General features: G+C 71.5%; 13 protein-coding genes and 2 tRNA genes. 8 read left to right on the forward strand and 7 right to left on the reverse strand.

Going from position 1 to position 12,899, the window contains the following annotated elements; genetic code table 11:
- Positions 1 to 74: 74 nt before the first annotated feature.
- Positions 75 to 818, reverse strand: coding sequence for a M50 family metallopeptidase (locus tag SACPADRAFT_RS0205245; RefSeq protein WP_007024769.1), 744 nt, complete (start codon positions 816 to 818; stop codon positions 75 to 77).
- A gap of 106 nt (positions 819 to 924) precedes the next feature.
- On the opposite strand from SACPADRAFT_RS0205245, the gene orn reads away from it, so the two are divergent.
- The 4 genes from orn to SACPADRAFT_RS0205265 all read left to right on the forward strand — a co-directional run bounded on the left by orn (position 925) and on the right by SACPADRAFT_RS0205265 (position 3,913).
- Positions 925 to 1,533, forward strand: a complete 609-nt coding sequence (gene orn / locus SACPADRAFT_RS0205250; protein ID WP_007024768.1) for an oligoribonuclease — start codon at positions 925 to 927, stop codon at positions 1,531 to 1,533.
- A 71-nt stretch (positions 1,534 to 1,604) separates the two neighbouring features.
- Positions 1,605 to 1,680 (forward strand) — tRNA-His (locus SACPADRAFT_RS0205255).
- A gap of 225 nt (positions 1,681 to 1,905) precedes the next feature.
- Entirely contained in the window at positions 1,906 to 2,769 is an 864-nt protein-coding gene (locus tag SACPADRAFT_RS0205260; RefSeq protein WP_007024767.1) for a 3-hydroxybutyryl-CoA dehydrogenase, read from the forward strand.
- Position 2,770: 1 nt separating this feature from the next.
- Positions 2,771 to 3,913 (forward strand): acyl-CoA dehydrogenase family protein, encoded by a 1,143-nt coding sequence (locus SACPADRAFT_RS0205265; protein ID WP_007024766.1) that lies wholly within the window; start codon positions 2,771 to 2,773, stop codon positions 3,911 to 3,913.
- A 106-nt stretch (positions 3,914 to 4,019) separates the two neighbouring features.
- On the opposite strand, the gene SACPADRAFT_RS0205270 is transcribed toward SACPADRAFT_RS0205265, so the two are convergent.
- On the reverse strand, positions 4,020 to 5,231 hold the full coding sequence (locus SACPADRAFT_RS0205270) for a L,D-transpeptidase (protein WP_007024764.1): 1,212 nt from the start codon (positions 5,229 to 5,231) through the stop codon (positions 4,020 to 4,022).
- Positions 5,232 to 5,441: 210 nt separating this feature from the next.
- Between SACPADRAFT_RS0205270 and SACPADRAFT_RS0205275 the strand changes: the two genes are divergently transcribed.
- Positions 5,442 to 5,514 (forward strand) — tRNA-Lys (locus SACPADRAFT_RS0205275).
- 113 nt (positions 5,515 to 5,627) lie between these two features.
- Here SACPADRAFT_RS0205275 and shbA read toward each other — a convergent pair.
- A complete protein-coding gene (shbA, locus tag SACPADRAFT_RS0205280; RefSeq protein ID WP_028662232.1) occupies positions 5,628 to 6,206 on the reverse strand; it encodes an RNA polymerase sigma factor ShbA in 579 nt (192 codons plus the stop codon).
- A gap of 128 nt (positions 6,207 to 6,334) precedes the next feature.
- Between shbA and SACPADRAFT_RS0205285 the strand changes: the two genes are divergently transcribed.
- Positions 6,335 to 8,251: an N-6 DNA methylase gene (locus SACPADRAFT_RS0205285; RefSeq protein WP_007024762.1), complete on the forward strand. Its 1,917-nt coding sequence runs from the start codon at positions 6,335 to 6,337 to the stop codon at positions 8,249 to 8,251.
- 245 nt (positions 8,252 to 8,496) lie between these two features.
- Positions 8,497 to 9,318, forward strand: coding sequence for a hypothetical protein (locus SACPADRAFT_RS0205290; RefSeq protein WP_007024761.1), 822 nt, complete (start codon positions 8,497 to 8,499; stop codon positions 9,316 to 9,318).
- A gap of 24 nt (positions 9,319 to 9,342) precedes the next feature.
- On the opposite strand, the gene SACPADRAFT_RS25710 is transcribed toward SACPADRAFT_RS0205290, so the two are convergent.
- The gene (locus SACPADRAFT_RS25710; protein ID WP_007024760.1) at positions 9,343 to 9,528 is read right to left on the reverse strand and encodes a PspC domain-containing protein; all 186 of its coding nucleotides are present in this window, start codon (positions 9,526 to 9,528) and stop codon (positions 9,343 to 9,345) included.
- Between the two features lie 114 nt (positions 9,529 to 9,642).
- Positions 9,643 to 11,055 carry a hypothetical protein gene (locus tag SACPADRAFT_RS0205300; protein WP_007024759.1) on the reverse strand — a complete coding sequence of 471 codons (1,413 nt, stop codon included), beginning with the start codon at positions 11,053 to 11,055 and terminating at the stop codon, positions 9,643 to 9,645.
- Between the two features lie 122 nt (positions 11,056 to 11,177).
- Here SACPADRAFT_RS0205300 and SACPADRAFT_RS0205305 point away from each other — a divergent pair, with 122 nt between their 5' ends.
- Complete coding sequence (locus SACPADRAFT_RS0205305; protein ID WP_157577076.1) at positions 11,178 to 11,453, forward strand: ANTAR domain-containing protein; 276 nt, start codon at positions 11,178 to 11,180, stop codon at positions 11,451 to 11,453.
- A 44-nt stretch (positions 11,454 to 11,497) separates the two neighbouring features.
- Here the strand turns inward: SACPADRAFT_RS0205305 and SACPADRAFT_RS0205310 are convergent, their stop codons facing one another.
- Positions 11,498 to 12,346 carry an SAM-dependent methyltransferase gene (locus SACPADRAFT_RS0205310; protein WP_007024757.1) on the reverse strand — a complete coding sequence of 283 codons (849 nt, stop codon included), beginning with the start codon at positions 12,344 to 12,346 and terminating at the stop codon, positions 11,498 to 11,500.
- 42 nt (positions 12,347 to 12,388) lie between these two features.
- A partial coding sequence (locus SACPADRAFT_RS33735) for a cellulose binding domain-containing protein (RefSeq protein WP_007024756.1) occupies positions 12,389 to 12,899 on the reverse strand: 511 nt, incomplete at its 5' end.

Here is a 12,899-nt window from a genome sequence, read left to right on the forward strand (position 1 = left end):
CGCTGCCCCGGGGCCGCCCCTCGCCCGGAGGGAAGCGGGGCCGCCCCCTCGGCGCGGCAGCAGGTCCACGCCCCTCAGCCCGGCGACACCGTCGCGGGCGCGACAGCGGGCTCGATCAGCAACATTCCCCCCGCCACCAGGCAGCTCACCGCCAGCACACCCAACACCAGCAGCCAGACGGCCGCGGGGACCCCGGTCAGGCGGGCGAGCTGATCGGCATCGGAGTCCCGGGCCGCGCCGCGCCTGCGCTTGCCGACGAGTTCCGTCACCGGCCGCACCGCGCCGAACAGCAGGAACCACGTCATCAGGTACACGAACGCCGCCTGCAGTTCCGGCCCGGCCCCGAGCGCCACCGCACCCAGGACCGCCGCGGACAGCAGGACCGACAGCACGCCGTAGGCGTTGCGCACCATCACCAGCACGCCGAGCAGCAGTGCCGCCGCGATCCCGAGCACCACGCTGAGCCGGTCCGCCGACACGAGCGCGGCGAAGCCCAGTCCGAGCAGCGCGGGCGCCGGGTATCCGGCCAACGTCGTCAGCACCATCCCCGGACCGCTCGGCCTCCCGCGGGACACCGTGACGCCGGAGGTGTCCGAATGCAGGGTGATGCCCTGCAACCGCCGTCCCGCCAACAGGGCGACCAGGGCGTGCCCCGCCTCGTGCACGATCGTCACCACGTTGCGGGCGAACCGCCACGGGGCGCGCACCAGCACGATCAGGCAGGCGACGACCCCCGCGGCGACGGCGATGGTGCTCGCGGCACCGAAATCGAGATCGAGGGCACTGCGCACGGCGTTCTGCTCCACGGTCGTTGTCACCCCGTCAGCTCATCACAGGCGCGGTCCGGCTCCCCGGGTGGATCAGCGCGCACCCGAAACCGAGCGTGACCGGCACCACATCGCCGCACCCGTTAGGGTTTCGCGGGTGACCGACCGTCTTGTCTGGATCGACTGCGAGATGACGGGGCTCGACCTCGCCAAGGACGCCCTCATCGAGATCGCCGTGCTCGTCACCGACGCCGAGCTGAACGTCCTCGGCGACGGAGTGGACCTGGTCATCCACGCCGACGACGACGCGCTGGCGAACATGCCGGACGTGGTGCGCACGATGCACGCCCGGTCGGGGCTGACCGAGGAGGTGCGGGCCTCGACCATGACCGTCGCCGAGGCCGAACGGCAGGCGCTGGACTACATCCGCCGGTACGTCCCCGACCCGCGCACGGCCCCGCTGGCGGGCAACTCCATCGCCACCGACCGCGGGTTCCTCGCCCGGGACATGCCCACCCTGGACGCCCACCTGCACTACCGCATGGTCGACGTGTCCTCGGTGAAGGAACTGGTGCGGCGCTGGTATCCCCGCATCTACTACGCGAAGCCGGAGAAGGGGCTCGCCCACCGGGCGCTGGCCGACATCCGCGAGTCCCTCCGTGAGCTGGAGTACTACCGCCGGACCGCCTTCGTCCCGCACCCCGGCCCGAGCAGCGAGGAGGCCCGCGCCGTCGCCGGTGACGTGCTGCGTGACGGCGGGGAGTAACCCGGTTGCGACGCCGCCGCAGCGGCACGTTATGCTGATCCGGCCGAGGCGCTGCGAGGCCCTCGCGCATGGTGGGTGTAGCTCAGTCGGTAGAGCACCTGGTTGTGGTCCAGGGGGCCGCGGGTTCAAGTCCCGTCACTCACCCCACTCCTTCGGTTCCGGTCGTCGCCCTCTTCAGAGGTGCCGACGTCGGTGACCGATCACTTCCGGGTCGTTTCCGGCACGCACGGACGTGCCGCCGTCACCCCGTTCTCCCTCCCGCCTTCCGGCGATACTCCCCGTGAGAGATGGATCGCAGACGGCTGTGCGCCGAAAAGTTGGCCGTCCTACTAAAATGGCGCGAAACGTGAGGACCGGCCAGGAAGGAATGCGATGAGTGACATCACGCGCGTCGGCGTGATCGGAGCGGGCCTGATGGGCTCGGGCATCGCCGAGGTGAGCGCGAACGCGGGCCTCGACGTGCTCGTGGTCGAGGCGGACTCCGCCGCGCTCGACGCGGGACGGAACCGCATCGGGAAGTCGATGCAGCGTGCCGTCGACAAGGGCAAACGCTCCGCCGAGGACCGGGATGCCGCGCTCGCCCGCACGACCTTCTCGGTGGACATCGGCGACTGCGCGGACCGGGACGTCGTGATCGAGGCCGTGGCCGAGAACGAGTCGGTCAAGCTCGACATCTTCGGCAAGCTCGACACGATCGTGCAGCGCCCGGACGCCGTTCTCGCCTCGAACACGTCCTCCATCCCGATCATGCGGCTGGCGATGGCCACCTCGCGGCCCGAAAAAGTCGTGGGCCTGCATTTCTTCAATCCCGTCCCGGTGCTCAAGCTGGTGGAGATCATCCCGTCGCTGCTGACGGATTCCGGGACGACCGAGCGCGCCGAGGCCCTGGCCGGCACGCTGGGCAAGACCGTGGTCCGTGCCCCGGACCGCGCCGGGTTCGTGGTGAACGCGCTGCTGGTCCCCTACCTCCTCTCGGCCATCCGCATGGTCGAGGCGGGGCACTCGACCCCGGAGGACATCGACAACGGGATGGTGCTGGGTGCCTCGCACCCCATGGGCCCGTTGCGGCTGGCCGACATGATCGGTCTGGACACCACCAAGGCCGTCGCCGACTCCCTCTACGCCGAGTACCGGGAACCGCAGTACGCGCCGCCGCCACTGCTGCTGCGCATGGTGGACGCGGGACTGTACGGCAAGAAGTCGGGCCGCGGCTTCTACGACTACCGGGGAGAGTGAGATGTACCAGCTGTCCGACGAGCACGAGGAGCTGCGTGCGGCGGTGCGCGCGCTGGCGGAGAAGGAGATCGCCCCGCACGCCGCCGACGTGGACGAGAACGAGCGCTACCCGCAGGAGGCGGCTGACGCGCTGACCTCGGCGGGTTTCAACGCCCTGCACATCCCGGAGGATTACGACGGGCAGGGCGCCGACGCGGTCGCCGCCTGCCTGGTCATCGAGGAGGTCGCCCGGGTCGACGCCTCGGCCTCGCTGATCCCCGCGGTGAACAAGCTCGGCACCCAGCCGATCCTGCTGTCGGCCTCCGAGGGGCTGAAGAAGCAGGTGCTGCCGTCGATCGCCTCGGGTGCGGCGTCGGCCTCGTACGCGCTGTCCGAGCGGGAAGCGGGCTCGGACACGGCGTCCATGCGCACCCGGGCCCGGCGGGACGGGGACGACTGGGTCCTCAACGGCACCAAGTGCTGGATCACCAACGCCGGTGAGTCGAGCTGGTACACGGTGATGGCCGTGTCCGACCCGGACGCGGAGAAGAAGGCCAAGGGCATCTCCGCGTTCGTCGTGCACGCCGACGACCCGGGCTTCTCGGTCGGGCCGAAGGAACGCAAGCTCGGGATCAAGGGGTCGCCGACGCGGGAGATCTACTTCGAGGACTGCCGCATCCCCGGCGACCGCATCATCGGTGAGCCCGGCACCGGCCTGCAGACCGCACTGGCCACCCTCGACCACACCCGGCCCACCATCGGTGCGCAGGCGCTGGGCATCGCCCAGGGCGCGCTCGACGCGACCGTGGAGTACGTCAAGGAGCGCAAGCAGTTCGGCAAGGCGGTGGGTGACTTCCAGGGCGTGCAGTTCATGCTCGCGGACATGGCCACCGAGATCGAGGCGGCGCGGCACCTGGTGTACGTCTCGGCGGCGGCCACCGAGCGCGGGGACCCCCGGGCGAGCTTTCTGGCCAGCGCGGCCAAGACCAAGGCCTCGGACGTCGCGATGCAGGTGACCACCGACGCGGTGCAGCTCTTCGGCGGTGCGGGCTACACCCGGGACTTCCCCGTCGAGCGCATGATGCGGGATGCGAAGATCACCCAGATCTACGAGGGCACCAACCAGATCCAGCGGATGGTCATGGCCCGGAGCATGCTGAAGTAGACCGACCGGCCCCGCCCGGTGTGCGGCCCGGGCACGGGAGAGTGCGCGGCCCCCGTCCCCACCTCGGAGCAGGTGCGGGCGGGGGCCTCGTTTCCGTCGGTGCCGTTCAGGAGGCGTCCGACGTCCACTCGTTCCACGACATCTGCCAGACGCTCCACCCGTCCGTCGGCTCCAGCGTCTGGTCCCCGCCGTTGACGACGGTCACCAGGTCACCGCGCTTGCTGGTGTCCATCAGCCACTTCGCGTCCTGCGGGGCGAGGTTGATGCAGCCGTGACTGACATTGCGGTTGCCCTGGTCGCCGACCGACCACGGTGCGGAGTGGTAGAAGATGCCACTGTTGGACAGCCGGACCGCGTACTCGACCCAGGTCTCGTAGCCGTCGGCGCTGTCGGTGGGGACCCCGTAGGTGCTCGAGTCCAAGGTGTAACCGTTGTGTTCGCCCATCACCGTGTAGGTGCCGTTCGGGGTGGAACTGGACGGCTTGCCCATCGAGATGAGGAACGTCTCGGTCTTCTCGTCGTTGACCGAGATCTTCATCTGGTGGCTCTTCCCGTCGGCGACCGCGACCACCTTGTCCCCGATGGTGAGCCCGACCTTCTCGTCCTCGGCCCCGTAGGTGCCCTCGCCGAGATCCTTGCCGTAGATCGCGGCGTCGACGGTGACCTCGGTGCCCGTCTCCCAGTACTCCTTCGGCCGCCAGATGACCTTCCGGTCACTGAACCACCGGAACGCGCCCTCGGTCTCGGGCTCGGTCGACACCCGCAGTGCCTCCTCGGCGGCGGCGCGGTCCGGGACGTCGCCGGTGAACGTGAAGATCAACGGCATGCCGACGCCGACCGTCTCCCCGTCCGCGGCGTTGATGTACACCCCGACCGTGCGCGCGGGCGTGGCGGTGGTGAACGTCGCGCTCTCCTCGACGGCCTCGCCGTCGTCCCCTTCGGCCTCGACGGAGAGCGTGTAGGTCTTGCCGTAGCCCAACGGCTCGGTCGTCGTCCACAGCGCCCCGTCGGTGCGCAGTTCGTGCTCCACCTTCGTACCGTGCGCGCCGACCAGCGAGCCGCCGGTGATCCGGCCGTGTTCGGCGCTGACCGTCACCGGCTGCCCGGGCTCGACGCCGGTGCCGTCGTCGGAGACGGACAGCGCCAGGCTCACCGGCTCGGGCGGGGCGGTCGACACGGGCGCCTCCACCGACGACGCCGGCGGCGCGGCCCCCTCATCGGCGGCGCCCCCACCACACCCGGCGACCACGACGCCCACCACGAGCAGGGACAGCACCCGGCTGCCCCGCCATGGCAACTGTCCACCCCGACGTGCCATTGAAACTCACCTGTTCTCGCGAAATACTTGCCCCAAACGTGTGAGCGCGAGTCTGTCTGACCGGAGGCTTCGCGAGGGACGACTTCACCAACTTGTGTCCTCCGCTCAACATCGCCGGAAGGACCGGGGGGCCGCGTCACGGCCACCGCGGGGCGTGCTACTGTTTACGACATCGCCACACGGAGCCGGGAGATCGGCCCGATCCGGCGAGCGCCATTAGCTCAAGCGGCAGAGCAGCTGACTCTTAATCAGCGGGTTCGGGGTTCGAGTCCCTGATGGCGCACAGGACCCCGGGTGTGAGCCCGGGGTTTCTGCATTGCCGGGGGTGTCGATCCGACCGTCCCACTCCGGCACCCGACCCGACCTCACCGTCCACACGGGACTCCGTGTCGCGCGTCACCCGGTGGACGGCCTGCCGAGGAAGGTGCGCAGCTTCTCCAGCGCGCGGTGCTGGGACACCCGCACCGCACCGGACGTACTGTTCAGCGCCCGCGCGGTCTCCTCGGCCGACATCCCCAGCACGACCCGCATCGTCAGGATGTCCTGCTGCTTCTGCGGCAGCCGGTGCAGCAGCGCGCGCACCATCGTCCGGCACTCACTGTCCACTGCCGACTGTGCGGGCCCCGGACGTTCGTCGGCCGTGTCCGGCAGGTCCTCCGTCGACGTGGGAACAGTCCGCCGGTTCGCCCGGTGGAAGTCGGCGACCTTCCGCCGGGCGATGCCGAAGACGTAGGCCTCGAACCCGGCCCCGTCCGCGCGGTACCGGGGCAGCGCGTCCATCGCCGCCAGCAGCACCTCCTGGACGACGTCCTCGGCGCCCGCGTCCGTGCTCTGCGCCGCGCCGATGCGGGCACGGCAGTACCGCAGCAGTTTCGGTTCGACCCGGCGGAGCAGCTCCGCCAGCGAGTCCCGGTCACCGCCCGCCGCCGCGTGGGTCAGCGAGTGCTCGTCCGGGGGGTGCAGACACGCAGTCATGTGTAGCTCCGGGTGAAAGAAACGACCTGTGTGCTTGTTGACGTTGAGAGCTAAGCACACGACTGTGTTCACAGTCAACATGGGTTCCGAGTTGTGTTAAGCTAACGTCCGTTCCAGTGGAGGTGGGTATGTCAGAGAGCCTGGTGACCGCGGCGGAGATCGCCCGGATGGCGGGAGTGGGCCGTGCGGCGGTGAGCAACTGGCGGCGACGGCACACCGACTTCCCCGAGCCGGTGGTCGGATCCGGCGCCAACCCGGCGTTCCGGTTGCCCGAGGTCGAGCAGTGGCTCCGCGCGCAGGGCAAACTCGCGGCCGATTCCTCGGAGGACGCGTTGTGGCGGGTCCTCGAGGCGCACCGGGGCGAGGCCGATCCCACCGAACTGGTCACCACGGTGACGGCCTACCTCCGCGATCCGGACACGGCCGAGCCACCGCGTGAACCACGGATCCGGGAGGCGGTCGACGGGCTCGCCGACGACGCGTCACCGACCGAACTCGTCGAGCAGCTGTGTACGTGGCTCTTCGAGCGCCAGCAACGCCAGCACCTGGTCACACCACCGGAGCTGGCGGAGCTGATGATCGAGCTGGCCGCACCGGTCGGGACCACGGTGCTCGACCCCGCCTGCGGTGCGGGGAACCTGCTGCACGCCGCGACCCGCGCCGGCGCCGACACGGTGTTCGGGCAGGAGATCGATCCCACACTCGCCCGCCTCGCCGACGCCCGTCTCGGCCTGCACGCCGACGGGGGCGTGCGCGGGGGCGACGCCCTGCGCGCCGACGGCTATCCGGACCTGCGGGCGGACACCGTGGTGTGCGACCCACCCTTCGGATACCGGGACTGGGGACACGAACAACTGGGACTCGACCCGCGCTGGGAGTACGGGTTCCCGGTCAAGGGCGAACCCGAACTCGCCTGGGTGCAGCACTGCCTGGCCCACGCGCGGCCGGGCGGCACGGCGGTCCTCGCACTCCCCGCCGGGGTGGCCGCCCGGAGACCGGGACGGGCCATCCGGCAGGCGCTGCTCCGCCGCGGCGCGGTCCGTGCCGTGGTCGCCCTGCCCGCCGGGGTCCTGATGTCGACCGGCATCGCCATCCATCTGTGGGTCCTGAAGAACCCGGATGCGGGTGGTGCCGGGCCGGTCCTGCTCGTCGACACGGGACACCACGCCCCCCGACGCCGCGGCCGGGTGGACTGGGCCGCCCTGAGCGAGGACGTCCTGGGTGCGTGGCGGGAGTTCCGCGACACGGGCACGGTGTCCGAGGTCGCCGGGCGGCGGATGAGCGTGGAACCCATCGACCTGCTCGACGAGGACGTCGACCTGACCCCGGCCCGGCATCTCCCGCAACCGCGGAGCGAGCTCGACGCGGCCGAACTCGACGGGACCCGGCGGGAGCTGGGTCGGGCACTGGCGGACCTGGGCCGGTCCCTGCCCGCGGTGACCGCGGGGACGGAGGAGGCCCGGGCGACGACAACGGTGCACGACCTCGCCCGCGCACAGGCCGTGGTGCTGCGCAGCTGGTCCGGCACGCTGGAGACCGACGACACCGCGGACGCCCGGGGACCGCGCGTGCTCACCGGACGCGACGTCGCCGCGGGGGCGGAACCCACCGCCCGGTTGGCCCCCACCGAGCAGGAGGATCCGGTTCGGCTCGTGCCGGGAGATCTCGTGGTGCCGCTCCTGGCGGCGGGGGACGGCAGGCCGAGGGCACGGGTCGTGGACACCGACGATCTCGTACTCGGCCCGAACCTTCAGCTGATCCGCGTCGATCCGGAGCAGCTCGACGTCCACTTCCTCGCGGGCCAACTGCGCGCCGGGGGCAACGCCCGCGCGCGGAGCACGACGACGTCCGGGGTGCACCGGCTGGACGTGCGGCGGATCGAGATCCCCGTACTGCCGTTGGAACGGCAACGCCGGCTGGGTGCGGTCTTCCGGCAGCTCGCGGAGTTCGACGCCACGCTGCACCACCTCACCGCGACGGCGGACACGCTGACCCGGCAACTCACCGACGGTCTGGCCTGGGGGGTGCTCGCACCCGGGGAGTGAACCACCCCGGGCCCTCGGGCCGCGGCGGAACGCGGAACGGAGAATCCGACGGCGCGGCAATGCGTGCGGCCCGTGCCCCCGGGAAACCGTTCGGCAGGTCCGGACGTTCGCACTCGTCTCCCGTTCGGCGGTCGGCGTCGGCGACTGTCCGGGTGGACGGACTTGCCGATCTCCCGCAAACTCGGCGATGGTGAAGGAAGCGGATCGATCCGCACTTTCTCCGCCGACGCGGGAAAGGAGCCACCATGTCTGCGCTCGACCTGACCGCGATCACTCTCACCCGCTCCCCGAACCCGAGCCGGTCGAACCGGGTCTGCCTGCCCGAGGCGGTGGCGTGGTTCGCCGACGAGGACCATTCCGCACACCCGGGCTGTGTCTCCACCGTGCTGTTGCGCACGGGTTCGGCCCTGTGCGCCCGGCTGCCGCACGACAAGCGCCAGGGCCTCAAACGGTTCGTGCCCGAACTCGTCGACACCGCGGGGGACGGCTGCGACGAGGACCGCTCCCGGCTCGCCATGGACTGGCTGGTGCGGGTCTACCTGCCCGCGTGGCTGAGTCCGGTGCCCGGCCTGGACCTCGCCGCGGCGAGCCTGGCCGAGCATGCCCCGGTGCTCTCGGTCACCGACGCCGCCGAGGCGATGTCCGGCCCGCGGGCCGCCGTCCGCCGGTCGCTGCACGGGCTGTACAACTCGGAGCACTGGCGCCACTACCGTGCGCACCGCACCGACCTCACCCTCGAACTGTCCCGCAGGCTGTCGGCCAACGCAGGGGACGCGGCCGTCGTGGGCACCATGGCGATCGCCCGGGAGTTCCTGCCCGAGTGCGGCAAGCTGCGGCTGACGGTCGAGCAGGCGCTGCTGCTCGCCGTGTGCGGCCACGCGAGCGGGGACCCCGACGTCCGTGCGGACGGCGACCCGGTGGACCGGGTCTTCCCCGGGATCGCCGCCGGGATCGAGGACGCGGTGATCGAGCTGTTCGCCCGGATGATCGACGTGCGGCCCCCCGGTGACCAGGGCTGGCTGGCCACCGACCCGGCCGAGGAGGCACGGCGCGTCCGGGAGTCCTGAGCGGCACGTCGGCCGGTGCCCCGGTCACTCCTCCGGCAGCACGATCCAGAGCACCAGGTAGAGCACGAACTGCGGTCCGGGAAGCAGGCAGGAGAGCACGAACAGCAGGCGCACGGTCCGCGGGCGCATGTCGAAGCGGCGGGCGAGACCCGCGCACACGCCGCCGATCATCCTGTTGTCGCGTGGTCTCCGCACGCCGGTCGTCGTCATGCCCCCAGTGTCGACGGTGTGAGCCCTGCCGCGCATCGGGGGCGACCCGGACCGCAACCCCGAGATCACGGGCGCGGGAGCTGCGCTGACCGCCCGCCGGCGCCGGCCCGGCCGTCACCGACCCCCTCCCTCCCGGTCCCCCCGCTCCTGTTCCGCCTGCCGCTCCGACTCCTTCTGCTGTTCCCGTTCCTCCCGGATCTCCCGGTCTCCCCGGTCCTGCTCCTCCTGCTCCTGCTCTTCCCGCTGCTGCTGCTCCTGCTGTTCCCGTTCCTCCCGGTCCCGTTCCTCCCGGATCTGCCGGTCTCCCCGGTCCTGCTGCTCCTCCTGCTGCTCCTGTTCTCCCCGCTGCTCCTGTTCCTGCCGTTCCTGTTCCTGCTGCTGTTCGCTCTCCCGGCGTTCGCGCTCGCGTTTGCTGTAGGTCGCACGGTGGACGGCCTGCTCACTCTCCAGACTGGAACCGACCGCACCGGCGACGGTGCCCATCGAGGTGGACAGCCAGGCGAGGATGAGGTAGCTGCTCAGGTTCGCGGAATGCCCGAGAGTGCTCCCGAGGTAGTTCGGCTCGATCACCACGAACGCGCCCACGAGAGTGATGGCGAACAGCGTCACGTACGCGGCCAGGACACCGATCGACAGCGTGAGAACGGTCGCGGCGTTGTAGAGCCAGGCCTTCTCCCGCAGCTCCTGCCGGGGCTGCCAGAGATTGTTGTAGTAGATGAGCCAGCCGACCATCGCCACCACGGCGAGAATATTGATCACCAGGTGACGCACCGGGCTCAGCGAGTCCGCCAGGGTCCAGATACTGCTGTAGAAGATGCCGAACGCCGCCACGGCGAACCCGGCGGCCAGCGCCGTGGACAGCTCCGGGACCAGCCGCCACGGCCGGTTGTCCCGCACCATTCCGGACAGCAGCCGTGCCCGTCCCCGCCACCCGGTCAGGGCGAGCGCGGCCTCGATCTCCTCAGCCGGATTGTCGGTCCAGCGCACCGGGGTGAACCTGCCGCCCGCGCGGTGCCGCATCCACTCGGCGCCCCCGGACGCCGTGCGGGCACGGCCCAGTTCACCGACCAGGTAGATCAACGTGTCGCGCAACCGCTTGCCGATCCCGATTCCGCCGATCGCGGGCATCGAGACCAGCGCGGTGCTGTGTCCGATGCTCAGGTCCGCCACCACCGGGGTGGTCCCCAGGCGCCGGGGCAGATCGGTCAGGAACACCACGAGATCCCACCCGCGGGAGGGCAGGATCCGGTCGGCCAGCCGGACGATCGGCACGTTGCCGGTGGTGTCCAGCACCAGCGGCTGACTGTGGTGCTCGATCTCCCAGTCGAGGTCTCCCGTGATGTGTGTCCTCAGGTCGTCGGCGAGCTCGTCCGCCAGCGGGCCGAGGCAGTCGGTCGGGAGACCCGGATCGGAGATGAGCCCGACCCGGACGGTCGGGCGGTCCCGGTCGCCGTCGCCGTCCCGGTCCGGGCTGGTGTCCTCCCCGCGGTCGTCGGTCCGGGGGGTCTGGTCCTCCGTGTCACTCACCGGAGGCGGCTACCCCGCCGGACGGCCTCCTACGCGGCGCCGGACCACGGTGGGTCACCCACCCGGCGCCGGGAGGCACGCCGAATGGACAGCCGCCCCCGCGGGTGGCCACCCTGGTGCCCATGCCAGGCGCACAGTCCTCCCCCGGCGACCCGGACGACGACACACCGCACGACGGCCCAGCGGAGGAGGCTTCGGCACCGAGCGCGCGGTCCGTCGTCGACGCGATCGGCACGGCGAAGGGCCGGATCATGCAACGGCACCGGGTCGACGAGGACACGGCGTTCGACCTGCTCCTCCGCGCCGCCCGGGAGACCGACCGCGAGCTGCCGGACCTCGCCCGCAGGCTCCTCGGCGGGGACGGGCTCACGGGGCCGGGCCCGGACGTCGACCGCTGAGCTCGCGGCCCGCCCGCACACGGTGGGTCGTAGTTCCGTCCCGGTCAGGGCTTGCGGCCGAGGGCGGCGAATCCGCTGCTCGCGACGGGATCGGCGGCGAACTCGGCGGTGGCGGGCGAGTCCCGTTCCCCGGGGCGCCACTCGGGCACCCAGACCACACCCGGGTCGACGAGCTCGAAGCCGTCGAAGAACCGGGTGAACTCCTCCCGGGTCCGCAGGTGCAGCGCCGAACCGGAACTCCGGTACCGGTCGCGGACCTCGTCGCGGTCGCCTGCCTCGTCCGTCGACGCGCCGTCGTCGGTGAGGTGCGAGGCCAGCAGGTACGACCCCGGGGCCAGCAGGTCCCGGTACCGGGCGAGCACCTCGTGCGGGCGGTCGTCGTCGCCGAAGAAGTACAGCACGTTGACCACGATCAGGCCGACCGGCCGGTGCGGGTCGAGCACCCCGGTCGCCACCGCCCGCTCCCACACCTCGTCGGCACGCAGCAGGTCGTCGTGGACGACGGCGTGCCGCGCGGGGTCGCCCTCGCGCTCCAGCAGGACCCGCGCGTGCGCCACGGCCACCGGCTCGTTGTCGACATAGACACAGCGGCTGCCCGGGTTCACCGAGTCGGCGATCTCGTGGACGTTGCCCGCCGTGGGGACCCCGGAGCCGAGGTCGAGGAACTGGGTGATCCCCTGCCGGGCGAGGTGGGTCACGCCGCGGGCGAGGAACTCCCGGCCCACCCGGGCCATCGTGCGCACGGCCGGATAGGCCGCCAGCACCTGCGCGCCGAACTCCCGGTCGACGGCCCAGTTCGTGCTGCCACCGAGGAACCAGTCGTAGACCCGCGCCGGGTTGGGCCGTTCCAGGTCGATCCCGGCCCCGGCGTCCTCCCGAGCGGACTCCGTCATCGCGCACCCCCAGGTTCGTCGTGTCCGGCCGTGGACATGACCCTACTCACACGTCAACCCGTCCGGGGTGTCGGGGGCGACCGCGGTGCGGTCGGGCGTGCGGACGAGGAAACCGAAGTCCGCGGTCCGCCCCGGCTCGACCACGGCGTTCCATCCCGCGTCCCGCACCACGACCTCCGCGCCGTCCCGGGTCAGGGCGCCGTTCCACACCTGGGAGATCCCGTGTCCGGGTGGGGGTGTCCACCGCACGCTCCAACCCGACAGCGGCGCCTGTCCGGAGGTCCGCACGGTGACCTCCGCCTGGTACCCGCCCGGCCAGGAGTTGACCATCCGGTAGTGCGCGACGCAGCCCGGCGCGGACCGGTCGGAGGTGGCCGTACCGCCGGAGGACACGGTGGGGACGGAACCCGGGGAACCGGTCGCGTCGGCGTCGCGACCGCCGTCCTCGCCACCGGTTCCCGACAGCAGCGCACCGAGGACGACACCGACGGCGACCAGCGCCACCGCGCCCAGGCCCGCGGCCGTCCTCCCGCGGGGGAGCCGGGGCACCCGC

This window comes from Saccharomonospora iraqiensis subsp. paurometabolica YIM 90007 (assembly GCF_000231035.2).
Taxonomy (GTDB): Bacteria; Actinomycetota; Actinomycetes; order Mycobacteriales; family Pseudonocardiaceae; genus Saccharomonospora; species Saccharomonospora paurometabolica.

Excerpts from the sequence above, each read along its gene's own strand:
- SACPADRAFT_RS0205270 (WP_007024764.1), bottom strand. The coding sequence starts at position 5,231 with ATGGCACGTCGGGGTGGACAGTTGCCATGGCGGGGCAGCCGGGTGCTG.
- SACPADRAFT_RS0205285 (WP_007024762.1), top strand. The coding sequence starts at position 6,335 with ATGTCAGAGAGCCTGGTGACCGCGGCGGAGATCGCCCGGATGGCGGGA.
- shbA (WP_028662232.1), bottom strand. The coding sequence starts at position 6,206 with ATGACTGCGTGTCTGCACCCCCCGGACGAGCACTCGCTGACCCACGCG.
- SACPADRAFT_RS0205305 (WP_157577076.1), top strand. The coding sequence starts at position 11,178 with ATGCCAGGCGCACAGTCCTCCCCCGGCGACCCGGACGACGACACACCG.
- SACPADRAFT_RS0205290 (WP_007024761.1), top strand. The coding sequence starts at position 8,497 with ATGTCTGCGCTCGACCTGACCGCGATCACTCTCACCCGCTCCCCGAAC.
- SACPADRAFT_RS25710 (WP_007024760.1), bottom strand. The coding sequence starts at position 9,528 with ATGACGACGACCGGCGTGCGGAGACCACGCGACAACAGGATGATCGGC.
- SACPADRAFT_RS0205260 (WP_007024767.1), top strand. The coding sequence starts at position 1,906 with ATGAGTGACATCACGCGCGTCGGCGTGATCGGAGCGGGCCTGATGGGC.
- SACPADRAFT_RS0205310 (WP_007024757.1), bottom strand. The coding sequence starts at position 12,346 with ATGACGGAGTCCGCTCGGGAGGACGCCGGGGCCGGGATCGACCTGGAA.
- SACPADRAFT_RS0205265 (WP_007024766.1), top strand. The coding sequence starts at position 2,771 with ATGTACCAGCTGTCCGACGAGCACGAGGAGCTGCGTGCGGCGGTGCGC.